This window comes from Anaeromyxobacter sp. Fw109-5 (assembly GCF_000017505.1).
Taxonomy (GTDB): Bacteria; Myxococcota; Myxococcia; order Myxococcales; family Anaeromyxobacteraceae; genus Anaeromyxobacter.
This window is the reverse complement of the sequence record NC_009675.1, coordinates 4,952,524-4,974,784: the sequence shown is the minus strand read 5'-3', so window position 1 is coordinate 4,974,784 and position 22,261 is coordinate 4,952,524. Positions and strand designations below refer to the sequence as shown.

Annotated in this window: 21 protein-coding genes; 11 read left to right on the top strand and 10 right to left on the bottom strand. The window is 71.5% G+C overall.

The annotated features are described in order from the left end of the window. Positions 1-8 precede the first annotated feature (8 nt). Positions 9-854, top strand: a complete 846-nt coding sequence (locus ANAE109_RS21780) for a DUF6544 family protein (RefSeq protein ID WP_012099064.1) — start codon at positions 9-11, stop codon at positions 852-854. A gap of 76 nt (positions 855-930) precedes the next feature. Here ANAE109_RS21780 and ANAE109_RS26035 read toward each other — a convergent pair whose 3' ends face one another. Then, entirely contained in the window at positions 931-2,913 is a 1,983-nt protein-coding gene (locus ANAE109_RS26035; RefSeq protein ID WP_012099063.1) for a sigma 54-interacting transcriptional regulator, read from the bottom strand. Positions 2,914-3,179: 266 nt separating this feature from the next. Here ANAE109_RS26035 and ANAE109_RS21770 point away from each other — a divergent pair, with 266 nt between their 5' ends. The 6 genes from ANAE109_RS21770 (at position 3,180) to ANAE109_RS21745 (ending at position 9,040) form a co-directional block, all read left to right on the top strand. Beyond that, a complete protein-coding gene (locus ANAE109_RS21770) occupies positions 3,180-3,788 on the top strand; it encodes an OsmC family protein (protein ID WP_012099062.1) in 609 nt (202 codons plus the stop codon). 73 nt (positions 3,789-3,861) lie between these two features. After that, a complete protein-coding gene (locus tag ANAE109_RS21765) occupies positions 3,862-5,100 on the top strand; it encodes an NAD(P)/FAD-dependent oxidoreductase (RefSeq protein WP_012099061.1) in 1,239 nt (412 codons plus the stop codon). A gap of 17 nt (positions 5,101-5,117) precedes the next feature. Next, the gene (locus tag ANAE109_RS21760; protein WP_012099060.1) at positions 5,118-6,341 is read left to right on the top strand and encodes an NAD(P)/FAD-dependent oxidoreductase; all 1,224 of its coding nucleotides are present in this window, start codon (positions 5,118-5,120) and stop codon (positions 6,339-6,341) included. A 29-nt stretch (positions 6,342-6,370) separates the two neighbouring features. After that, the gene (locus tag ANAE109_RS21755; protein ID WP_012099059.1) at positions 6,371-6,802 is read left to right on the top strand and encodes a MaoC family dehydratase; all 432 of its coding nucleotides are present in this window, start codon (positions 6,371-6,373) and stop codon (positions 6,800-6,802) included. A 181-nt stretch (positions 6,803-6,983) separates the two neighbouring features. Continuing rightward, positions 6,984-7,646, top strand: coding sequence for a hypothetical protein (locus ANAE109_RS21750; RefSeq protein ID WP_041448614.1), 663 nt, complete (start codon positions 6,984-6,986; stop codon positions 7,644-7,646). Positions 7,647-7,894: 248 nt separating this feature from the next. Then, positions 7,895-9,040: a DUF4382 domain-containing protein gene (locus tag ANAE109_RS21745; protein WP_012099057.1), complete on the top strand. Its 1,146-nt coding sequence runs from the start codon at positions 7,895-7,897 to the stop codon at positions 9,038-9,040. Between the two features lie 91 nt (positions 9,041-9,131). Here the strand turns inward: ANAE109_RS21745 and ANAE109_RS21740 are convergent, their stop codons facing one another. Continuing rightward, entirely contained in the window at positions 9,132-10,574 is a 1,443-nt protein-coding gene (locus tag ANAE109_RS21740; RefSeq protein ID WP_012099056.1) for a carbon starvation protein A, read from the bottom strand. A gap of 354 nt (positions 10,575-10,928) precedes the next feature. Between ANAE109_RS21740 and ANAE109_RS21735 the strand changes: the two genes are divergently transcribed. Continuing rightward, positions 10,929-11,585: a class I SAM-dependent methyltransferase gene (locus ANAE109_RS21735; protein ID WP_049768670.1), complete on the top strand. Its 657-nt coding sequence runs from the start codon at positions 10,929-10,931 to the stop codon at positions 11,583-11,585. Positions 11,586-11,665: 80 nt separating this feature from the next. Continuing rightward, entirely contained in the window at positions 11,666-12,403 is a 738-nt protein-coding gene (locus tag ANAE109_RS21730) for a patatin-like phospholipase family protein (RefSeq protein ID WP_012099054.1), read from the top strand. 8 nt (positions 12,404-12,411) lie between these two features. Here the strand turns inward: ANAE109_RS21730 and ANAE109_RS25425 are convergent, their stop codons facing one another. The 7 genes from ANAE109_RS25425 to ANAE109_RS26085 form a co-directional block, all read right to left on the bottom strand. Further along, positions 12,412-12,894, bottom strand: a complete 483-nt coding sequence (locus tag ANAE109_RS25425) for a hypothetical protein (protein ID WP_012099053.1) — start codon at positions 12,892-12,894, stop codon at positions 12,412-12,414. A gap of 256 nt (positions 12,895-13,150) precedes the next feature. Beyond that, positions 13,151-13,720, bottom strand: coding sequence for a hypothetical protein (locus tag ANAE109_RS21720; protein WP_012099052.1), 570 nt, complete (start codon positions 13,718-13,720; stop codon positions 13,151-13,153). A 546-nt stretch (positions 13,721-14,266) separates the two neighbouring features. After that, positions 14,267-16,705 carry a S8 family peptidase gene (locus tag ANAE109_RS21715; protein WP_041448613.1) on the bottom strand — a complete coding sequence of 813 codons (2,439 nt, stop codon included), beginning with the start codon at positions 16,703-16,705 and terminating at the stop codon, positions 14,267-14,269. Between the two features lie 21 nt (positions 16,706-16,726). Further along, positions 16,727-17,713, bottom strand: coding sequence for an AAA family ATPase (locus ANAE109_RS21710; protein ID WP_012099050.1), 987 nt, complete (start codon positions 17,711-17,713; stop codon positions 16,727-16,729). A 150-nt stretch (positions 17,714-17,863) separates the two neighbouring features. Continuing rightward, the gene (locus tag ANAE109_RS21705) at positions 17,864-18,604 is read right to left on the bottom strand and encodes a DNA polymerase beta superfamily protein (RefSeq protein ID WP_012099049.1); all 741 of its coding nucleotides are present in this window, start codon (positions 18,602-18,604) and stop codon (positions 17,864-17,866) included. Further along, positions 18,601-19,065, bottom strand: coding sequence for a hypothetical protein (locus tag ANAE109_RS26090; RefSeq protein ID WP_304411962.1), 465 nt, complete (start codon positions 19,063-19,065; stop codon positions 18,601-18,603). Before ANAE109_RS26090 ends, ANAE109_RS21705 begins: the two co-directional genes overlap by 4 nt. Before the next feature lie 158 nt (positions 19,066-19,223). Continuing rightward, positions 19,224-19,895, bottom strand: coding sequence for a DNA polymerase beta superfamily protein (locus ANAE109_RS26085; protein WP_304411961.1), 672 nt, complete (start codon positions 19,893-19,895; stop codon positions 19,224-19,226). Positions 19,896-20,013: 118 nt separating this feature from the next. Here ANAE109_RS26085 and ANAE109_RS25090 point away from each other — a divergent pair, with 118 nt between their 5' ends. After that, complete coding sequence (locus ANAE109_RS25090) at positions 20,014-20,211, top strand: helix-turn-helix domain-containing protein (protein WP_041448612.1); 198 nt, start codon at positions 20,014-20,016, stop codon at positions 20,209-20,211. Positions 20,212-20,250: 39 nt separating this feature from the next. Continuing rightward, the gene (locus ANAE109_RS23820) at positions 20,251-20,889 is read left to right on the top strand and encodes a MerR family transcriptional regulator (RefSeq protein ID WP_012099046.1); all 639 of its coding nucleotides are present in this window, start codon (positions 20,251-20,253) and stop codon (positions 20,887-20,889) included. Between the two features lie 80 nt (positions 20,890-20,969). Here the strand turns inward: ANAE109_RS23820 and ANAE109_RS23815 are convergent, their stop codons facing one another. Next, complete coding sequence (locus tag ANAE109_RS23815) at positions 20,970-22,181, bottom strand: phospholipase D family protein (RefSeq protein ID WP_012099045.1); 1,212 nt, start codon at positions 22,179-22,181, stop codon at positions 20,970-20,972. Between the last annotated feature and the right edge of the window lie 80 nt (positions 22,182-22,261).

Here is a 22,261-nt window from a genome sequence, read left to right as displayed (position 1 = left end):
GGCTCGCCATGATCCGCAGGTCGATGGGGATCGCCGCGCTGGCCGCGGGAGGCGTGGGGCTGGCGATCGCGGTGCAGGCGAGGCGCTTCCAGCGGCGGGTCGCCGGGGAGGCGCGCCAGCTGTGGAGCTCGGAGAGCGGCGGGCCGCAGCGACGCGCCGGGCTCGAGGCGCTGCCGCCGCCGGTGCGCCGCTACGCGGAAGCTTCGGGAGCCGCGCGGCACACGCCCGTCCGCGCCGCCCGGCTCCGCCACGGGGGGACGTTCCGCCCGCGCCTCGACAGGCCCTGGCTCGCGATCCGCGGCGAGGAGTACTTCGCGAGCGATCCCCCCGGCTTCGTCTGGTGGGGCCGCGTCCGCACCGGGCCCGGGCTGTGGATCGACGCGCGCGACCGGTCCGTGTCGGGCGAGGGCGAGCTGCGCGTCCTGCTCGCCTCGAGCTTCAGGCTCGCGGCCGCCCGCGGGCGCGAGATCGACGAGGCCGCCCTCCAGCGGCTGCTCGGCGAGATGGTGTGGTTCCCGACCGCCCTGCTCGACGCGCGCTACGTCCGCTGGACGCCGGTGGACGACACGAGCGCGCGAGCCATCCTGCGCGTCCGGGGGAGGGAGGTCGCCGCGACGTTCCACTTCGACGCGAACGGGCTGCCGTCGCGCATCACCGCCGCTCGCCATCGCCAGGTCGACGGCCAGCCGGTGCTCACCCCGTGGACCGCGGAGTGCAGCGAGTACCACGAGGTCGACGGCCTGCGCGTGCCGGTCCTCCTCGAGGCGAGCTGGCACGTCGGCGGCCGTACGCGGCCGTACGCGCGCTTCGCGGTCGAGGCGCTCGAGCTGGATCGGCCGGAGACGTATCACTAGCCGCGGTAGCCGCGATCGCGCGGACCGACGGCTCGCGGGCTCGTCCCCTCGCCGGCCGGCTCCGGGACGGAGACGTTCAGCGATGGGCGAGATCGCCGAGCGCGGCGCCCGCGCCGGCGCCCGCGGCGGGCCGCGCGATCCCGAGCGCCTTCATGCGCGACTTCAACGTGGACGGGCTCACGCTCAGCAGGGCCGCGGCGCCGTCCTTGCCGCCGACCCTCCAGCGCGTCCGCTCGAGGGCGGCGAGCAGGTTGTCGCGCTCGAGCTCCCGCAGGCGCCGGTCGGTCAGGACCTCCGGGTCGCCCCGCGTGGCCGGCGCCGGCTCGCTCGCGGGCGCGACCGCTGGCGCGGGCAGGCACCGGTGCAGGTTCAAACGCCCGTCGGTGGAGGTGATGATCGCCCGCTCGACCACGTTGCGCAGCTCCCGGACGTTCCCCGGCCACGGATACGACCGGAGCGCCGCGGCGTCCGCGGCGTCCGGCGGGGCGACCCTTCGCCCGAGACCGGGCGCGAGCTTCTCGGCCATCGCGGCGGCGAGCAGGACGACGTCGTCGCCGCGCTCCCGCAGCGGCGGGAGCTGGATCGGGAAGACGCTGAGCCGGTAGTAGAGGTCCTGGCGGAACGTGCCCTCGCGCGCCGCCCGCTGGAGATCGCGGTTCGTCGCCGCGACCACGCGCACGTCCACCCTTCGCGTGCGCGAGGCGCCGACCGGCTCGAACTCGCCCTCCTGCAGGACCCGCAGCAGCTTGCCCTGCAGCTCCAGCGGGAGCTCGCCGATCTCGTCGAGGAAGATGGTGCCGCCGTCGGCGAGCGCGAACCGGCCATCGCGCCGCTGGGTCGCGCCGGTGAAGGCGCCGCGCTCGTGCCCGAAGAACTCGCTCTCGATGAGGGTCGCCGGGATGGCCGCGCAGTTCACCTTCACGAGCGGCCGCGCGCGGCGCGCGCTCCGGTCGTGGATCGCGCGGGCGAACAGCTCCTTGCCGGTGCCCGTCTCCCCGACGAGGAGCACCGTCGCCTCCGTCGCCGCCACCTGCGTCACGTCCTGGAGCGCCCGGCGCAGGGCCGGGCTGCGCCCCAGGATCTCGTGGAACCCGTGCTCCGCCGCGAGCTCCTCGCGCAGGTAATCGGCGTGGGCGGTGAGCGCGCGGATCCGCCGCTCGGCCTCGACCCGCTCGTCCACGTTCCTCAGGATGAGCGTGAAGAACGGCCGGCCCCGGACCTCGAAGCGGGAGAGCGTCGCCTCCGCGGGGAAGGGCTTGCGTCCAGGCGGCTCGGCCACCAGCCCGTCGGGGATCCAGAGCGAGCGCTCACCTCCCGCGCGCCGCTCGAGCTCGCCGCTGAGCGCCCTCAGCTTGGCCGTCGCCGCCGCGCCGAGCAGCTCCTCCGCCGGGCGGCCCCGGCGCTCCACGGCGATGCAGCCGAACGTCTTCTCGGCGGCGGCGTTCAGGAGGGTGATGCGGAAGTCGCCGTCGAACTCGACGATCGCGTCCATGGCGCTGCCGATGAGGCCGGAGAGCTTCTCCTGGCGCTCGCGCAGCTCCGCCTCCACGCGGACGCGGCGGACCTCGGCGACCGCGCGGTTCGCGAAGATCCCGAACAGCGTGAGGAGCCGCTTCTCGGCAGGGATGGGGCGGATGTCCACCACCGCCAGGTGCCCGAGCACGCGCTGATCCGCGCCGAGCAGGGGGACGCCGAGGTAGCTGACCACGCCGGAGCGAGGGAACCTCACCTCGTCGCTGGGGTAGAGCTCGATGACGCGATCGGGGACGTGGACGACGCGCCGCTCTCGCACCGCGGTCTCGCAGGGGGTCCCGGCGATGCCGTACTCGAAGCCCTCCATCCACTGCCCCCCGAACCAGAACGCGAGGGCGCGGAGCCGATCCCGCTGCTCGTCGTACTCGGTGAGCCAGGCGCCGTAGGTGTCGAGCGCCTGGGCCAGGTTCCTGACGAGCGCCCGGTAGAACTCCTGCCCGGTCTCAGAGGCGGTCCCCTCCACGACGGCGCGGAGGGCGAGCTCCTCGTCGATGCGTCGCTCTGCGGTGACCTCGGAGGGCTGCATGTCTCGCTCCGCTGCCGTGCCTCTCGCGCGAGCGGAACATAGCGAGCGCGCGGCGGCGCGCACTCCGGCGATCCCCGGGTCGAGCGGAGCGACGAGTCCTCGTCCCGCGACGAGCTCTCGTCGCGTCCCTGGCGGGGAGCGGCGCAGGGAGAGTCCGTGTCCGCAGCGATCTCCCGCGCGCGTCCGGCTGGCACGCCGACTGCGATAGCCGCCGTCGCCCACCGACGCGGGACCGATGACCGGTCCCCAGGGCGACGGAGACGACGATGGAGACCAGCGCGACGATGCAGACCGACACCAGGCCGAGCAAGCCGAGCCGCACGCCCACGCCGATGAACGGCGTCGACACCCCCACGCTGTTCGCGACCATCGGCGCGGTGAAGGCGCAGCCGGAGCTCGCGCAGTTCCAGTTCCGGGCGACGAACCGCTGGCAGCAGGGCACGCACAGCCGGACCCGCATCGAGGGGTTCCACGGGGCGGGCGGCGAGCACCAGCACGCGCGCGCGTTCGAGCTCGACGCCGATCACCCGGCGGTCCTCGTCGGGCGCGACCAGGGACCGACGCCGGTCGAGTTCCTGCTCCACGCGATCGCGGCCTGCCTCACCGCCGGCATCGGGAACGTCGCCGCCGCGCGCGGCGTGACGCTCTACGAGGTCGAGTCGACGGTGGAGGGCGACATCGACCTGCGCGGCATCCTCGGGATCTCGAACGAGGTCCGGAACGGTTACCGGCAGCTCCGCGTGAGCTTCAAGATCAAGGGCGACGCGCCGGAGGAGAAGCTCCGGGAGATCGTGGCGCAGTCGAGGGCCCGCTCCGCGGTCTACGACGTGCTGACGAACGGCGTTCCGGTCGAGGTCTCGGTGAACGAGGCGTGACGCGCGGCTCGGGGCCGCCGGCCGGGCGCACGGGCGCGGGCCGGCGGCCGCTCGCCACGCGGGGAGAGCGGTCATGAGGCGCACGGACGTGGTCGTCATCGGAGGGGGGCAGGCCGGGCTCGCGGCGAGCCGCTGCCTCCAGGCGCGCGGGGTGGCTCACGTGGTGCTGGAGCGCGGCCGGGTCGCCGAGCGCTGGCGCTCGGAGCGGTGGGAGTCGCTGCGGCTGCTCACGCCCCGCTGGCAGTCGCGGCTCCCGGGCTTCTCGTACCGCGGGCCGGATCCGGACGGGTTCATGTCGCGGCGCGAGGTGATCGGCTACCTCGAGGCGTACGCGCGCTCGTTCGTGGCGCCGGTCGAGGAGGGCGTCACGGTCCGCGCGCTGGAGCGCGAGGACGACGGCTACCGCGTCACCACGGATGCCGGCGCGTGGCGGGCCGGGAGCGTCATCGTCGCGACGGGTCACTGCGACACGCCGCACGTCCCGGCGCTCGCCTCGGAGCTCCCCGGCGACGTCGTCCAGCTCGTCCCCACGCGGTACCGGAACGCCGACGCCCTGCCGCCCGGCGGCGTGCTCGTGGTCGGCGCGTCCGCGACCGGCCTCCAGCTCGCGGACGAGCTCCACCGCTCCGGCCGGCCGGTGACGCTCGCGGTGGGTCGGCACGTCCGGCTGCCTCGACGCTACCGCGGGCGCGACGTGATGGCCTGGCTCGACGCCACCGGGTTCCTCGACGAGGGGACGGACGCCGTCGGCGACCTCGAGGTGGCGCGGCGCCAGCCCTCGCTCCAGCTCGTGGGCCGCCCGGACCATCGGACGCTCGACCTGGGCGTGCTCCGCGACGCGGGCGTGCGGCTCGTGGGGCGGGTCACCGGGATCGAGGGCGGCCGCGTGCTCCTCTCCGGGGACCTCGCCGAGACGATCGCCTCCGCCGAGCGGCGTCTCGTGCGGCTCCTCGGGCGGATCGACGATCACGTCGCCAACGTCAGCCTGGGCGAGGCGGTGCCGCCGGCGGAGCCGCTGCGCCCCGTCGCGCCCCCGCGAGCCCCCGGCTCCCTCGCGCTGCGCGCGGAGGGGATACGGACCGTGCTGTGGGCCACCGGCTACCGCCGCAGCTACCCGTGGCTCCGCGTGCCCGTGCTCGACGCGCGCGGCGAGATCCGCCACGCGGGCGGGATCACCCCATCGCCCGGGCTCTACGTGCTCGGGCTGCAGTTCCTTCGGCGGCGCAAGTCGAGCTTCCTCGACGGCGTCGGAGCGGACGCCGCCGCCGTCGTCGACCACCTCGCCGCGCGCCTCGACAGGCGGGCGGCATGAGCCGCGGAGGAACGACCATGAGCTCCAGCTCCACCCCCTTGCGGTCCGAGTACGACGCCCTCGTGATCGGAGCGCGCTGCGCCGGCGCCTCGACGGCGATGCTGCTCGCCCGCGCCGGGCTGCGCGTCCTCGCGGTGGACCGCGACCGCGAGGGGAGCGACACGATCTCGACCCACGCCCTCATGCGCGGCGGCGTGCTCCAGCTCGCGCGCTGGGGGCTCGTCGACCGGCTGGAGGCCACCGGGACGCCAGCGATCCGCGCCGCCACGTTCCACTACGCGGACGAGGCGCTCGCGGTCGCGATCAAGCCGCGTGACGGGGTGGACGCGCTCTACGCCCCGCGCCGGACCCTCCTCGATCCCATCCTCGTGGAGGCGGCGCGTGCCGCTGGGGCGCAGGTGGTCCACGGCACCGCGCTCGCCGGGCTCGTCCGCGGCGAGTCCGGGCGCGTCGTGGGCGCCGAGCTCGAGGGGATCGACGGGAGCCGCGCCCGCGTGGCGGCGCCGATCGTGATCGGCGCCGACGGCCTGCGCTCGAGGGTCGCCCGGCTCGTGGGCGCGCCGACCGAGCGCGAAGGGCGGCACGCCAGCGGCGTCGTCTACGGCTACTGGTCCGGCCTCGAGGTGGAGGGCTACCACTGGCACTACCGGCCTGGCGTGAGCGTCGGCGCGATCCCGACGAGCGACGATCGCACCTGCGTCTTCGTCGCGGTCCCGCCGCCGCGGCTCCTGGAGGCGCTCCCCGGCGGCGTCGACGCGCTGTACCGGCAGGTCCTGACCGAGGCGGCGCCCGACCTCGCGGCGGCGCTCGCGGGCGCCCGGCTCGACGGGAAGCTCCAGCCGTTCCCCGGGACGCCGGGGTTCATGCGCCGCGCGTGGGGACCGGGCTGGGCGCTCGTCGGCGACGCCGGCTACTTCAAGGATCCCATCACCGCGCACGGGATCACCGACGCGCTGCGGGACGCCGAGCTGCTCGCGCGCGCGGTGGTGCGCGGCACCGACGACGCGCTCGCCGGCTACCAGGCGGCGCGCGACGCGGTGTCGGTGGGGCTGTTCGAGGCCACCGATCGCATCGCCTCGTACGAGTGGGACCTCGACGAGGCGAAGGAGCTGCACAAGCGGTTCGCGCGCGAGATGGCGACCGAGGTGGAGCTGATCGGCACGCTCGACGAGCTGCCGGCGCCCGAGGTCGCGACCTCGCGGCGCGCGGGCGTCGCGTCGGTGCCGGAGCTGGTCAGGTGAACTCGAGGGGATCGGGAGAGGAGGAGCACATGTCGACGGGGAACGCAGTGTGGCCGAAGGGGACGCCGCGCGTGGGGCAGCGAGCCGAGCGCAGCCGGCGGGTCGAGGCGGAGGACATCCGCCGCTTCACCGACCTGAGCGGAGATCGCAACCCGCTCCACTACGACGAGGCCGCCGCGCGCGCCTCGCGCTTCGGCGAGATCATCGTGCAGGGCGGGGTGACGAGCGCGATCCTGAACGCGGTGGTGGCCGAGGACCTGCCCGGCCCGGGCACGGTGTTCCTGCACGTGGACTGGAGCTTCAAGGCGCCGGCGCGACCCGGTGACACCATCACAGGCGCGGTCGAGGTGGTGAAGGTGCGGGAGGACAAGCCCATCACCGAGCTCAAGACCACGGTGACCCGAGGCGACGGGGTGGTGGCGCTGGAGGGAACGGCGCTCTGCTACACCGTGCCGGTGTGACCGACGCACCTCGGAAGGCGCTTCAGAGCGAGACGCTCGCGCGCGCCGAGCGCCGTACCGCCCGCCGGACGACGTGACTCACGATCCGTCGAGGAGCAGGCGCAGGTCGTCCTCGGGAGCGTCTCGATACGCCGCTCGCGCCGCTCGCACACGTGAGGTCAACCGCGCCCGAGATGGTACGGTGACCCGGCGCGCCCGGCGGAACGGGGCCGGAGGTCGCACCGTGCTCGAGCCGGACGTCACTCTCACCGACCTCGGTCTCGCCATCGAGTGCGCGGTGCTCGCGATGCTGCTGGTGCGCGACGCTGGAGCCCCGGCGAGCAGATGGTTCGCGGCCTTCTTCGCGGTGCTGTCCGCGGCGGCGGGGCTGGGCGCCGCCGAGCACGGCTTCGTGGCGGACAAGGCCTCGACGCCGGGACGGATGGTCTGGACCGCGACGCTCCTCGCGGTCGGCCTCGCCGCGGTGGCCGGCTGGGGGGCGGCGGCGCGGCTCGTGCTCGGCCGGCGCACCGCGCGCGCGGTGACGGCAGGGGTGGCGGTGGCGTTCGCCGGGTACGCCGCGGTGGTGGTCGGCGTCGACCGGCGGTTCCTGGTGGCGATCGCGTTCTACCTGCCGGCGGCGATCGTCCTCCTCGTCGCCTTCGTGCGGGTGGCTCGGCGAGGCGTCCGAGGCGCGATCGCCGGCGCGTGGGGGATGGGGCTCACCTTCGTGGCGGCGGCGGTGCAGCAGGGGGGCGTGGCGCTGCACCCGCGGTACTTCGACCACAACGCGCTCTACCACGTCATCCAGGCGGTGGGCCTCTACCTCGTGTTTCGAGGGGCGAGAGCCGCCACGCGGGGCTGACTCCGGCGGGAGCGCACGGCGCGCTCGCACGGGGCGGAGCGTGCCGACGAGCAGAGTCTCGCTGGGAGGCGAGAAGCCCGCTCGGCCGCCGGGCGGGGGGTCGGTGCGTGCTCCGATCAGGCCCGCGCGGGAGCTTGTCCCGCCCAAGAGGGACACGAGGTTCTTCCCGTCGTCGCCTGTTCCTACCTTCGAGCGGGCGAGCGCCAGTTCGCGCGCACCCTCACCCACAACCTGGAGGCACACGACCGATGACGTCGTCTCGAAAGTTCTGGAAGCTCGGTGTCGCGGCCGCGCTCGTGGGCGCGCTCTCCGCCTGCGGCTCGAGTGACGAGCAGGGCCAGGTCCGAGTCCGCCTGGTCGACGCGCCTGGCGACTACCAGGCGCTCCACCTCGACGTCCGCCGGGTGGAGATCCACCGCGACGGCGGCGGGGACGGGGGCTGGATCGTGCTCGGCACGCCCAACGTCCAGGTGGACCTCCTCACCCTCACCGGCGGCGTGAGCGCCACGCTGGTGGACGGCGCGACCATCCCCGCGGGGAAGTACACCCAGCTGCGGCTCGTGCTGGGCCCGCAGAACACGGTCACGCTCGCGGACGGGACCGTCCACGATCTCACGGTCCCCTCGGGCCAGCGCTCCGGCGTGAAGCTCACCGTGAACTTCGAGGTGGAGTCGAACACCACCCGCGACGTGCTCGTCGACCTCGACGCGCACCGCTCGGTCTTCGTCCACGAGACCGGCGCCTCGGAGAAGTACATCCTGCGCCCCACGGTGCGCGGCGTCGACGTCCTCGCGACCGGGGCGATCGCCGGGAAGCTCAGCGATCGCGCGAGCGGCGCCGGCCTCGCCGGCGTGCTCGTCACGGCCCAGACGTCGGTGGCCGGTGAGCCCACGATCGTGCGCGCCGCGATCACCGGCGCGGACGGCTCGTACGTCCTCGACCTGCTCGACGCGGGCGGGACCTACCACGTCGTCAGCCAGCCGGTGGTGGGGCCGGCGGTCTATCTCCCGCGTGCGAGCGGCGCGATCACCGTCTCCGAGGCGTCCGCCGTCGTCGCCTGGGACGCGGCGTTCGACGTGACCTCGGAGGTGGGGACGATCTCCGGCGCCATCTCGCCGACCGCGAACGAGTCGCAGGCCGACGAGGTGCAGGTGCGCCAGAGCCTCGACGCGGGCGGCACGCCCACGACGCTCATCGTGCGCACCGCCGCGGGCACCGTGGCGAGCGGTTCCGAGAGCTACTCCGTCCCGAGCGTACCGGCCGGCGCGTACAACGTCCTCGCGACCCGCCGGACGGTGGACAGGGACGGGAACGAGACGCTCACGACGAGTGCATCCGTGAGCGCCACCGTCCCGGCGGGCGCCACCGCCACCGCGGATCTCGCGCTGCCGTAGGGAGGGATCGGCCGGGGCCCGCGCCCGCTCGCGGCGCGGCCCCGGCCGCCGCCATGGCCTCGCCGGTGGCGAGGCCGGGGCGCGACCCGCGTCAGGCCGCCCGATCCAGCTCCTCGAGCTCGGCGGCCAGCGCCTGCACCCGGCTCGGCCTGAACAGCGCGAAGAAGGCGATCAGCGCGGCGATCGACGCGGCGACGCCGGCGCCGGTCGCGACCGGGATCGGCAGGTTGAACCCGATCTTGGCGTTCGCCAGGTAGGCGACGGAGACGGTCGTCATGAACGCGGCCGGGACCGTCGCGATCCAGTGCGCCTTCCGCCGCTTCACCATGTACACGGCGCCGGTCCAGAGGACGAGCGTGGCGAGGGTCTGGTTCGCCCAGCCGAAGTAGCGCCACAGCACGTCGAACTTCGTGAGCGAGATCAGGTACCCGACGGCGAACAGCGGCACCGCGAGGTAGAGGCGAGCGAGCTTCAGCTTCTGCGGGTACTTCAGGAAGTCGGCGACGATGAGCCGGGCGGCGCGGAACGCCGTGTCACCCGAGGTGATGGGCAGGACCACGACGCCGATGATCGCGAGCGCGCCGCCGAACTTGCCCAGCAGGGTGAGGGAGACCTCGTTCACGACCGCGCCCGGGCCGCCGCTCGCGATGACCGCGTTGAGCGCCTCGGGGCTCTGGTAGAACGACATCCCCAGCGTCGCCCAGATCAGCGCGACGATACCCTCGCCGACCATGGCGCCGTAGAACACCGCGCGGCCCTGCTTCTCGTTGGAGATGCAGCGCGCCATGAGCGGCGACTGCGTGGAGTGGAAGCCGCTGATCGCTCCGCACGCGATCGTGATGAACATGAGCGGCCAGAGCGGCAGCTTCGTCGGGTGCAGGTTCTCGAGCGTGACGTTCGGCAGCACGTCGTAGCCCTGGGCGAACAGCGCCGCCGTGAGGCCGATGGCCATGAACAGGAGCACCGCGCCGAAGATGGGGTAGAGGCGGCCGATGATCTGGTCGATGGGCAGGATCGTGGCGAGGAAGTAGTACGCGAAGATGAGGGCGACCCAGTACGGCGTCGGCATACCGGAGAGCGTCGTGAGCAGCTTCGCCGGGCCGAGCACGAAGACGACGCCGACGAGCAGCAGCACCAGGATCGAGAACCCCCGCATGAACTGCTTGAGCCCGGCGCCGAGCTCGCGCCCGACGACCTCGGGGATGCTCATGCCGCGGTTGCGGACGGAGAGCATGCCCGAGAAGTAGTCGTGCACCGCGCCCGCGAAGAGGGTGCCGATCACGATCCAGAGTAGGGCCGCCGGGCCGTACAGCGCGCCGAGGATGGGCCCGAAGATCGGCCCGAGCCCGGCGATGTTGAGCAGCTGGATGAGGAAGATCTTCCACTGCGGCAGGACGACGTAGTCGACGCCGTCCGCCATGGCCACCGCCGGAGTCGGCCGGCTCGGCTCGATGCCGAACGCCTTCTCGACGACCTTGGCGTAGATCGCGTAGCCGACGACGAGCGCCGCCACGCTTGCGAGGAACAGGACCATCTGGAGACCTCCAGGATGTCGAATCGAGGGACCACCGAGCTTTCACGCCACACGCGCCGGTCAGCCGGGGATCGAGCGTCGCCCGGAGGACCTCGTCATGATCCGTTCAGGCTGCGCCATCCGGAGGGCGGCGCGATTGATCGCGGTCAGCTGCGGGGCGAGGTCGCGCCTCCAGGTCGCGCGGACCGGGGCACTCACCGAACGTGCTCGCTTCGCGCGAGAGGGGCCGCAAAGTGGCCCGCCGCGTGGCGATCGCACCCGCCCGGATCCGGGAGCCCTGGTCGCGCGCTCCGACATCGAGGCCCAGCGTGCGAGACTCGCGATCGCATCTTGGACCCGATCTAAGGAGGGTAGATGCGCGAAGCTCTTCTGTACCGGCTGCTGAATCCCGTGTCCGCCATCATCGCCGGGCAGCTGGCCAGGCCACGTGGCTGGTTCGGTCGCACCGTCATGACCCGAGCGCTGAACCGCGGGAACCGCGACCTCATCGAGGCGACGCTGGAGGGCGTGGAGCTCACGGCGGGTTGCCGGCTCCTCGACGTCGGCTTCGGCGGCGGGGCCTTGCTCGAGCTGGCGCACCGCCGCGGCGTCCGGAGCCTCGCCGGCGTCGATCCGTCCGAGGCGGCGGTCGCGTGGCTTCGCGCGCGACGCGATCGACTCCGCGGATCGGAGGAGCCTCGGCTCGAGATCGGGGTCGTCGAGGCGCTCCCTTTCGAGGACGCGAGCTTCGACGTCGTGGCGACCACCAACACGGTCTACTTCTGGCCCGACCTCGCCCGGGCGTTCTGCGAGCTGCACCGCGTGCTGAGGCCGGGCGGCCTCCTCACCCTGGGCTTCTCGAGCGCGGCGAAGCTCCGCCAGTTCGGCGGCGTCACCCGGCACGGGTTCCGGTTCCACGAGAACGGGGCCCTCGTCGCGGCGGCCTCGGCGGCTGGGTTCACGGACGTGCGGCTCGTCGAGCTGCACGGGCGCGTGACGGAAGGCGACCTCGTGCTGCGCGGCTCCCGCTGACGCGGCCGTCGCGGGCGGAGGAGCCGCGGGCCGCCGCCTCCGGCGTTGCGCCCCGCGCCGCCCGACGGCATGCTGCCGCCGTGCCCACGCTCCGGGAGTGGCTCGCCTCGGGACCCTTCACCCTCGCGCTGTCGTCAGGGTTCTTCGGGTTCTACGCGCACGCGGGGGTGGTGCGGGTCCTCGAGGAGGAGGGGCTGCTCCCCGCGCGCGTGCTCGGCTCGAGCGCGGGCGCGCTCGTGGGAGGGCTCTGGGCGGCCGGGGTCCCGGCGCGCCGGCTCTGCGAGGAGCTCGTGGCGCTGCGCCGCGAGCACTTCTGGGATCTCCGCCCCGGGCTCGGGCTCCTGCGCGGAGCGCGGTTCCGCGCGCGGCTCGAGGCGCTCGCTCCCGCGAGGACGTTCGAGCGGTGCCGCGTTCCGCTCGCCGTGTCGGCGTTCGACGTCCTCGCGAGGCGCACCTCCGTCATCGACGCCGGGGAGCTCGCTCCGGCGCTTCACGCATCCTGCGCGCTGCCGCTCCTGTTCCACCCGGTGCGGATCGGGAGGCGCCTGTACCTGGACGGCGGCGTCCTGGACCGCCCCGGGCTCGCCGGCGCGGTCGCCGGGGAGCGCGTCCTCTACCATCACCTCACCTCGCGCTCGCCGTGGCGCCGGAGGGGCAGCCCCGCGCTCCGCATCCCCGAGCGCCCGCGCATGCAGGCCATCGCGCTCCTGGGGGTCCCGCGGGTGAGCCCGTTCCACCTGGAGCGCGGCCCCGAGGCGATGGAGCGCGCGGCGCAGGGCATGCGGGGCGCGCTCGCGCGCGAGCTGTCGCGGGAGTGATCCGCCTCTCAGTCCCAGGGGCAGGATCGCTGGCACCGCATCCCGGCCGGCGTGACGGGCTCGATGCGGCCGCGGCTGCGGTCGAGCCGCCATGCCTTGCGGGGGCTCGAGAACACGCAGCGCGCTCCCTGGGGCACCGGCGGATCGTCGACCAGCGCGACGACGTCCGGGTCAGGGCCGGCCGAGCCGGCGGGGGTGCAGGCGAACCCGATCGCGTGGCCGCGCGGCACCGAGACCCGCAGCGCGTCCGCCACCCTGGCTCCCTTCCTGAGGAACACGGCCGCCTCGCCACGGCGCGTCCAGATCACCCACCCGTACCCCTTGGCTGCCCCGGGCTCGTCGACCAACCAGGTGTCCTGGAGCTTCCACGCAGCGAAGTCGCCGCGCGCGGCCTCGGGGAGCGGCCGTCCGACGAGCGAGCGGGGATCGGCGTCCCCGGCCCGCGAGGGGACGGAGAGGAGCAGGGCGGCAGTGAGGAGGGTCGCGTGCATCCCGCGATGCTCGCCGAGATCTGCTTCGATGTCTCGCGAGCAGGGTGCACCCTGCTGCGGAGCGCCGAGGCGGGCGATCACGAAGCGACGCGCCGATCCGTTGACGCGCGCGGAGCGGGCGCTTCGCGCGTCATGACGGAAGATGACGAGACCCCTGAGTTCGCTCCTGCCCCTCCGCGCGTCATGAATTGGAGACGATTACTCTGGGTCGGGTGCGCCCTGGGTCGGGTGCGCCCGTGGTCCGGCCGCGCCGGCCTCAAGGTGAGGCGTGGATGCGGCGGGCCGGGACCGCCACACCGCCGAGCGCCGCGGCCGCGTCCACGCCGACGACGCAGAACTCGGGGGCCGGCCCGAGCACCAGCTGCCGCTGCCAGGTCTCGCCGGCAGGAAGCCTCGTGAGGAACTCGGCGTACGGAACGCCGTCGGGCTTCGAGCACCACGTGGTGCGATCGAGGGCGGCGCTCCCGAGGCCTGGAGCGACCAGGCGGTAGACGCCGCCGTGGCCTCCGCCCGCCAGCCGGGCGGCCGCGTCGTGCGGGTCGCGGCGGGCGCCGGAGACGGCAGCGTCGTTGAGCGCGCCGAGCGCGGCGAAGTCGTCCACGAGGTACCAGTCCTCGAACGCGCGCGGGATCGCCAGCCACGGCGCGGCCTCCACCTCGAAGACGCGCGACGCGCGCAGGCCGGGAGGAGCGCTGGACGCGAGGGCGCGGTGGAACGCGACGAGCGCCTCCGCGTAGCGCGCGGCGTCGACCGTGGGCGCCGGCCAGTGCCAGAAGAGGTAGGCGAGCATGTCCTCGTCGTAGTGGACCGGAGGCCGCGGTCGCAACCGGTCCTCGTCGCAACAACTTCTGCCAAACACAGCCTGGGCGCCTGCCTGGAGCACTGGCGTGACGCGCTCGCTGCGGCCGAGGTGGACCGCTCTCGTTCGACGAGGCCGTGCCGGCTACGCGGCCAGCGGCGCCCTCGACTCCGCGCCCGCTTCGCGGGCGCTTGACGACGACAACCACAAACGACGAGATCCGAATCGCGCTGCGCAGCTGGAGCGGAGGGGCCGGAAGCTATCAGTGGACTGGCGCTCCTCCAAGCGACCAAGCCCGTCGTCGCGGGTCGGTCCGAGTCGAATCTAGTGCCGCCGTATCGACGTCCGCCTCAAGCGTCGCGGGCCACGCGAATCGCAGTGCGATAGATTTCGGCGTGCCGGGACCGGGCCGGTCCTACGCCTGCGCTGGAACTCCGCCCCAGAGGCTAAGCGCGACGAGGAGCACCGTTCGCGGATGACGACGGGCGAATCGTTCTTGAGGCATTTCCCCTCCTGACGATCGTTACGGTCGCTTCTTCACGCCGGTCGAGCGCGACCGACGGGGAGGACGTGTCACGCGATCTCGGTCGGGACGGGGATGCCGAGTTGGATCGCAACCGGGGTGTAGATGTCGGTCTCGATCCCTGGTGTCCGGATCGACACCACGAGGGAGTACCTCGTCTTCTGGTTCCATCGACCTAGATGGTGCCGCTCCCGCCACCAACCGATCGCGGGGTAGATGGCGATCGCACTGCGGCGCGCGAGGTCGATCGCCGGGCCGGTCCATGTGTCGGAGTGAATCGATCCGGCGGTGCGCAGATCGGGGCCAAGCGTCCACCCCCGTTGGTCGCCCTTGCTCGTAGGTTTCTCATCCTCGGCGCGCGCCGCACGGTTGATACGGGTTCGGAACTGCTCGAATGTCTCGGTGGCGGTCTTAAGCTCGAACCGGAGGCCGTGCGACGCGTACCGGTGCCTCTGTTTCCATCCCCGCTCACCCGGGCTTGGCTCGATGAAATACGAGAGCGTCACACGGAGGTCCACGTCCCTCTCTCCGAGCTCGGTGAGAACGTCCGTCGGCCATGGCAGCCGATGAACGTGCATATCCGCGGTGACGAACCGTGTGCTCTTGCCCTTCTTCTCCTTTATGAATGGCTGAATCGTGTTCTGGGCGATGAGCGTCAGCGCATCGTCCGCGCTTCGAACCGCGGCAGCTTCGTCGGGGACACCGAACCCGTAGAACCTGAGCCGCTTCTCGACGTCGTTCTTGGCGGGGAATCGCCTTCGCATCGCCTCGGTCCACTCGGCGGCGTGGACGATCAGGCCCCGAACCGTCTCGGGCCAGAGCTGACGGTAGTCCGCTTGGATACGCGCAGCCAAGCGCGCCGCCAAGGCAGCGGCCGCGCTCGTGTCGCCAGAGGTCGTGAACTGCCGCTCGATGGGCATCCAGTGCGTCGTCAGGAGCGACAGGCTGTCCGTCGCATCCACGACGGTCCGGTCCGGGTTGATTGCGATGTTGCCGCCCGGCATCAGGATTTCGGGCTTGATCGGCCACCGCCTCTGCCCGGGCCACGTGGACGAGGTCGTGCTGCAGGGTCCGAGATCACCGGCTGGCGCCACCGCGGACCAGCCGTGGAATTCGGGCTCTGTAATATCGACGCGGTCCGCGAGCGCGCCCACTGTGATGGCGTTCCACGACTGCCCAGGGTCGTGAATCGAGTCGGTTTCGTTGCTCGTCGGGTAGTTCATCGCGTCGTCGACGTCCGCGTTCCCCGCCGAAACACAGAACAGGCGTCGCTGATCATCGAGCGCCCCCGCGGCGAACTGATCGATCGCGGCGGACCAGGAAGACGGCTTTCCTTGGTCGCGGCCGTCCCTGGTCGTCACCGTGAGGCATACGGCGCGAGCGCGGTCCGGATTCGCAGCCTCTGCGCGTGCCACTGCCTCCTGAGTGAGGGCGCCGTAGACTTCGCGTTCGTTGTTCCCGGCGGGAGGAAGGATCTTCACGCTCTCGAGCCGGTGACGGATTGGAACGAGGCTGCCAGACATCAGAAGCGGTGCGAGGTCTCCGAACCCGGCCAGGCCCGCCATCTCCGTCCCGTGGCCATTGTGGTCGTTCGCGCCCCATTGTTCGTCGCAGGACAGCGTGGACCTCGCATCGAGGAGCGGCTCCAAGAGGATGTGCCCCCGATTGACGCCCGTATCGAGGAGGCACACGGAAGGCGCATCGGGTCCTGGGGGGACCACCCTGCGCCGAAGATCTCGCGCCCACTCAGCTTGTTCCCGGGGCGTGAGGCTTAAGAACTCCGTTGAGAGTTCCTTCGCGCGTCTGAGCTCCGCGAGGGCGTCGTCCTCCTCGAACAGAGCTCCCATCTGCTCGACCGTGCCGTACACGGTGGTGACGAGCCGGTCGATGAAGGCCAGCGTTCGAGGACCGGGCCGCAGTCCCTGCTCGACGGCGCGAGCCCTGAAACCGGCGATCGCTCCCTCACGTCGGCGGAGCCACGCTTCCCACCACATCGCCTCCCCGTTAGCTGGGAACGGCGCGCCTTCATCCGTCCAGATGGACCGCACGGATGCGCGGTGAATCGCCGAGATGTTCGCGATCAGCCGCTCGTGCGCCGGTAGGCCCTTCCGCGTGTCCTTCGCCGCGTATTCCTCAATCGCCTTTCGGAAGTGCTTGATGCTCTTTCGTTCGACCAGGACCGTCGCGATTGTCACGTCACCATCGTGCCGAACGGCCAGCAGCTCGTACGCGCCAGGCCGCGTCGAGTCGAGGCTCGCGAGGGCAAGCTCGAAGCCGGGTTCGCTATGAAAGTCGATCCTGACCGGTCGGTCGGCGTCTTCCGCCGCAGCAGCGGCGGTATCGAGCTCCGCCTCCAGATCGCGCGCGTGAGCGCCGCGATCCTGTGCCTTGACCCGCGGCTTCCCGCCACCTGCGTGCACAGACGTGAAACGCTCCGTGTTCGGAGCGTCTCGGACGAAGAGATGTCGGCGAATTCTCGGTTTGGCCACGGCCCTTCTCGGCCGACGGACCTACTTTCGTCGGGTTCTGCGTCGTTCGCGAAACGCTTCAACGAGCGACTGCGTGGAGACGTTTCGGCCGTCGGCCAGGACCGTTTCCTTCAACGCGTCCTCGCACGCCTTCGCGATCTCGGCATAGCTGAGCCCTCGTGCTGCGGTGCGAACGCGAGGCCAGCTCAGGCCGGAGATGTTGAATGCGCCGAGCTTCGCGCGAATGGCGCGGTCGATCGCAGCGCCCTCGGGCGCTCCGTACTCGACGACGTCGTCGAACCGTCTGAATAGCGCTCGGTCCAAGAGGTCGGGGTGGTTCGTCGCCGCTACGACGAGGCTGTCGGACCGCTCCTGCTCGAGGAACAGCAGGAACGAGTTGAGCACGCGCCGGATCTCGCCAACGTCGTTCGATGCCGTCCGGCGACCGCCGATCGCGTCGAATTCGTCGAACAGGTACACGCCGCGCGTGGTGCGAATCGCGTCGAACACGAGCCGGAGCTTGGCGGCCGTCTCGCCCATGAACTTCGTGATCACGCCGTCCAGCTGGATAGTGAACAGCGGGAGGCTCATCTCGCCGGCGAGCGCCGCGGCCGTCATCGTCTTCCCGCTTCCCGGCGGACCGACGAGGAGGAGGCGGTGCCGCGGTGCGAGGCCATGCGCCTGGAGCTTCGACGACTGCCGATGCTCCTTCAGGACGCGGTCGAGCTTCCGGCGAACGGACGTGTCGAGGACCATCTCGCTCAGCCGCGTCTTCGGATACGCGACGGAGAGAATGCCGGCGAGTTCGCCGCGTGGCTGGACGAGGGGGGTGGGGGGCTCGTGCCTGCGGGGAACGACGGCGCCTCGAGCCTTGACCTCGTCGATCGCGGCGCGGAGTTCCTCGGCAAGCTTGCCGTGGCCCTGGCGCGCGGCGTAGGCAGCGACCTGCATGGCGACCGCAAGGAAGGTCGCCTGATCGCCTTCGCCAAAGCTCCGCACGAGCGCCTTAAGCTGTTCAGCTGTCGCCACGTCCCGAGGTCCCCGAGCCCGCTACCGGGCGGCCGAGCCAGACGATACCGTGGGTGACCGACAGCCGCACGTTTTCAGGCGTTTTCGGCCCGAAAACGTCACCGCCTTAACCGACCAAGGTTGCCCGACGGAGCGTCACAAGCCATGCGTTCACCTCTGCAGCGTTGCCTCCTCCGGTAGCTCGGACCGCTCGAGCGCCGAGTCGAGCAGGTCGAAAGTTCGGCCGACGGTTCCCTTCCAGCGCTCGGCGACTTCGGAAGCCAGCTCCGACTTCTCGCGGCGACGCTTCGCTTCCACCAACTCGCGGGCTGCTCCAAACCCGTGGGCGTCGAGCAGGAGGATGACGTCCGTCTCGATCTCGCGCGTCAGGAGCGCGTGTGTCCCGGTGAGCGTCGTTCGCAGCACGTACAGGAGCTTCTTCGCGGAGCGGAATCCGTCCTTCTCCCATTCTCGGAGCTGGCCCGTCGCGAAGCCGCGGTAGGGCCGGTGAAGGCGGCGCGAGAGGCTCCTCTTCACGACCTCGCGGACCGAGTCGTGCTCGGGTGACGACCGCAGGACGAATCGCGACAGGACTTGTTCGATAAAGTTTCCGTTGCCCTGGAGGATGCCGACGAGGTCGGGCTGGATCTCGTTGGACGAATAGTCGACCTCGACGCCGTCGAGGAGCTCGATCCGGTCGGGCGCGCTCTGGGGCGGCGGCGACAGCCCGAGGAGCCTCTCGGTGGGCGCGACGTGGATCGCCTTCAGGTCGAGGTCGGAGTCCGGGGACGGGAATCCGTACGCGTGCGCGCCGGACAGGGACACCACCACGTTCCGACGCACCGCGGACTCCTGGTCGAGGAGCCGCCCGGCGGCCGCGCGCTGTTTCGAGTCGAGCACCCTGTCGATCACGAGCTGACCTCCCGAACGGCCGGTGCGGGCGGAGCGTCGGCGCCGAACGGTCCCGGAACGCGCTCCAGCCATCGCCGGGCGACCTCCTCGGCGACGCGCCGGAACAGCGCGTCGGCCCGGTCGAGGTCGGGGCGGCGCGGGCGGGTCGCGTCGCGCGCGGCCTCGAGAGCGGGGACGAGCGCCTCGGCTTCGGTGAGCATGGCATCGAGGCCGACCTCGCCCCGCTTCACCGCCAGGAGCCGATCGCGGACGGCGCCCTGCATCTCGAGCTCCGGTGCGCCGGTTCGCAGCCACCCCGTCGCGACGTGGATGAGGCGTAGCAGGTTGTATGCGTTCTTCGGTCGGAGCTCGCGCGCCGGCTCGGGCTGCTTTCCGCCGTCGCGCGCGTACCGGACGAGCGACGCGAAGTCGTTCGCCTCGACGACGCCCAGATCGTGAAGCGACCGATAGAGCTGCTTCACGTACTCCTTCGCCGCGAGGATCGCGGCTGCCTTCGTCGGCGCGGGACGCGGCGAGATCTGCGCGAGCCTCGCCGCGACGGCGTCCAGGTCGGGCGGGGGCTCTTCCCGGAGCCAGTCGAGGACGAGGTCGCGGTGCTCCGCGAGGCGCGCCGAACGCGCTAGCTTCCCGAGTTGGCTGACCGCATGCCGCCCGAAGCTGCCGAAGAGGTCGGCGGAGACGAACGCGTCGCGCCGTCGGCGCTGGTCAGCGTGTGCGGCGGATCGACGAGACCGGCCGTCCGCGGGAACGGCAGCACGAACGCGCCACGAAGGTCGGTGTCCGACCCCTCGTCCGCGAGGCCCCACGCACGAGATCCGACCGTGGCTTCGAGGACGACGCAGGGCCGGAGCCTCTCCCAGTCCGCCGCACGCTGCTCTGCGAACCGGACCTGGCCAGGCCGGCGAGGAACGAGTTCGTCCCGCGCGTACCGCAGCGTTCCGATCCCGGTGATGAGGACGTCGAAGCCGTCGTCTCGTATCGCAATGACTCGGCCGACGACGCCCTGGGGAACGCGGCGCTCGCCGGCGAGGCGCTCCACGCGCGTCGTCACCTCCGTTCCGTGTGGCAGGGGAACGGAGAGCGGGTCGATCGGCGCGAGGCCCTTCGGACGATGCTCCACCGGGGAAGAGTAGCAGCGGGCTTCCGTGCGGATCTCGACGGCCTCCGATGTGATCCCCGGAAAGACGAAGGCCGGAACCCGGGGCGACCAAGCCACCGAATTCCGGCCTCGAGAATTGGAGCGGGAAACCGGGTTCGAACCGGCGACCCTCAGCTTGGGAAACGGGTTCACGCGCAGTCCAGGCGTTCACGGAGGTTCGCAACCTCTTGCAACTACTGGAGTTGAGACGGACGCCGGAGTCCAGCGGTCCCAGCCGGTCGGGGCCGTTCGCGGAGATTTTGCTACCCCCTTGCTACCCGAAGCCGGACGCGACGCCGGGTCCGAGAAGTTCCTGACCGTCCGGGAGGTGGCCCGGCGCCTGCGGGTCTCGACGGCGACCGTCTACAAGCTCTGCGCGCGCGGGGAGCTCGTCCACGTGCGCGTGCTGAACGTCGTCCGCATCCCCGCCACGGCCCTCCAGGCGTTGGCGACGCGGGGTCACCCGTGACGACGTTGAGCCGAACTACACGCGTGTTATCCAGCGTCTATGTCTGCGACCGGCTTCGGCGCCAGGGCGGTCCTGTCCCTCACCGGCATCAGCTACCGTCAGCTCGATCACTGGGCGCGGACCGGGCTCGTCCGATCGTCCGTGCGGCAGGCGGCCGGGCGCGGATCCCGGCGCGTCTACTCGTTCGCGGACCTGGTGGCGCTCCGGGTCGTGCGGCAGCTCCGCGAGGCGGGCGTGAGCGTCCAGACCATCCGGCGCGCCGTGAAGTGGCTGCGCAGCCACGCGGACCAGCCCCTCGCGACGCTCGCGCTGACGGCTCAGGGCAAGAAGGTGTTCGCCTTGACCGACGATCCGGCCAAGCTCATCGAGGCCACCGGCGAGGGGCAGGTCGTGCTCGCCATCAGCGTCGCGAAGGTCGCTCGCCACCTCGAGCGCGGCGTGAGCGAGATCAGCGCGCCGCGCGCGGCGACGATCCGAGTGCGCGGACGCGGGTACAAGGCGGTCCTGACGCCGGACCTCGAGGCCGGCGGCTACACGGTCGAGGTCGCCGAGCTCCCCTGCTGCATCACCGAAGGCGACGACCTCGCCGAGGCGAAGCGGATGGCGAAGGACGCCATCGAGCTCTGGCTGTCGGTGGCCGAGCCGAAGAGGGCGCGGACCCGTTCTCGCGCCGGGTAGCCGGCCTGAGGCGGCTCGGCACCGGTGAGGCGCGCCCTCGCGCCTACGCGGACGTGAGCTGGCGGCGCCCTACTTCGCTTTCAAATCCATCCGTACTTCCGAGCGACCGGCTTGCCTCCACTTGGCAGCGTCTGCGTACACGCGCCGATCATCGACGCGTACTGAGGAGATCCATTGGGGTACACGTCACAGTAAAAGTCGACACCGGAGCCCTGCGAGGCGCGCCGCATCTCAAGCAGCGAGTACTCGGGGATGGCTGCCGCGAGCGAGGGCGGAACCGTTATCCGGATCTCCGATTTCTTGTCGTAGTAAATCGTGTTCAGATTCCAGCCGGTGAGCGCCTGAGCCACGGATCCTGACTTATCGAACAGGCGCCAATTTGTGATTGGATCCGGCTGCAGCATCGGGTACGGCTTGTTGCCCTTCTTCTTCGGTGTAGTCTTCCCCTTGAATGGCCACCCGAGGAATGCCGGATACTGGTTAACGGCGGTCACGCTCAGAAAGATCTCGCCATTTTCGTGCGGAATGATCTGTATCAGCAGCGCGGACGGCTGGTACGCCTTGGCGGTCGCCGAAATCGGCTTGGCACTGCCGGCCGCGGCAGACTTCCCCTTGCCTGCCGTCGGCGCGCTCGAGGGCGGAACTACCTTCGTAAATGGGAACGGGTAGGGGGCGCCTGTCGCTGTGCCTTTTTCGCCCTTGGGAGGGGGGCAGCCATGCGAGCCAGGAGCAGTCTCGTCCAGTAGCAAACCTCGCGCATCAAGTTCCTTTATCAAGTCTGCGGTGAGCTTTGCGCAATTTGCGTGCCCGATGAGCGGCTTCCACCACGACTGAGCCTTCGTCCACGCGGCGTTCTCGTTAGGCAAGTCGAAGGCAATCGAGGCGACCATCTCGCTGTTCGTCTCGAGGCCGCCCACCGTGAGGTTAGAGGACCCGATGATAGCCAGAGCCGCATCATGGCCGCTGAACAGGTATGCCTTGGGGTGAAATGTGATGTACGGGCTAGGGTGATTCCACACGTACGATGCGTCGAGCGAGGTCAAGGCCAGCTCGAGCGCCTGCCGGGACGTGCCCTGTTGATCGATACCGAAGACGATCTCGGCGTTCCCTCCCCCCTTCCTGAACGCATCGAGTGCTGGAAGCAGCCGCTTCAGCGCGCCCTCTTTCGCGAACGCGACAGCGGCTAGGAACTCGTTGTACTTCTTCGATGTGAGCGCATTCTTCAGCCATTCTGCAGCGCGTGCTGTCGCGAACGGCTGATCGAGCGGGCTCAGGAACTCAAATGCGGGCATGATCGGCTCCCTCCGAAGGGGGGAGCGTACGACGACCTGCCGGTCGCGGCCACCGGCCGAATGTCAGTCTGGGCTGGTAT

Coding starts and splice junctions, on each gene's coding strand:
- ANAE109_RS21780 (WP_012099064.1), top strand. CDS start 9: ATGATCCGCAGGTCGATGGGGATCGCCGCGCTGGCCGCGGGAGGCGTG.
- ANAE109_RS26035 (WP_012099063.1), bottom strand. CDS start 2,913: ATGCAGCCCTCCGAGGTCACCGCAGAGCGACGCATCGACGAGGAGCTC.
- ANAE109_RS21770 (WP_012099062.1), top strand. CDS start 3,180: ATGGAGACCAGCGCGACGATGCAGACCGACACCAGGCCGAGCAAGCCG.
- ANAE109_RS21765 (WP_012099061.1), top strand. CDS start 3,862: ATGAGGCGCACGGACGTGGTCGTCATCGGAGGGGGGCAGGCCGGGCTC.
- ANAE109_RS21760 (WP_012099060.1), top strand. CDS start 5,118: ATGAGCTCCAGCTCCACCCCCTTGCGGTCCGAGTACGACGCCCTCGTG.
- ANAE109_RS21755 (WP_012099059.1), top strand. CDS start 6,371: ATGTCGACGGGGAACGCAGTGTGGCCGAAGGGGACGCCGCGCGTGGGG.
- ANAE109_RS21745 (WP_012099057.1), top strand. CDS start 7,895: ATGACGTCGTCTCGAAAGTTCTGGAAGCTCGGTGTCGCGGCCGCGCTC.
- ANAE109_RS21740 (WP_012099056.1), bottom strand. CDS start 10,574: ATGGTCCTGTTCCTCGCAAGCGTGGCGGCGCTCGTCGTCGGCTACGCG.
- ANAE109_RS21735 (WP_049768670.1), top strand. CDS start 10,929: ATGCGCGAAGCTCTTCTGTACCGGCTGCTGAATCCCGTGTCCGCCATC.
- ANAE109_RS25425 (WP_012099053.1), bottom strand. CDS start 12,894: ATGCACGCGACCCTCCTCACTGCCGCCCTGCTCCTCTCCGTCCCCTCG.
- ANAE109_RS23820 (WP_012099046.1), top strand. CDS start 20,251: ATGTCTGCGACCGGCTTCGGCGCCAGGGCGGTCCTGTCCCTCACCGGC.
- ANAE109_RS23815 (WP_012099045.1), bottom strand. CDS start 22,181: ATGCCCGCATTTGAGTTCCTGAGCCCGCTCGATCAGCCGTTCGCGACA.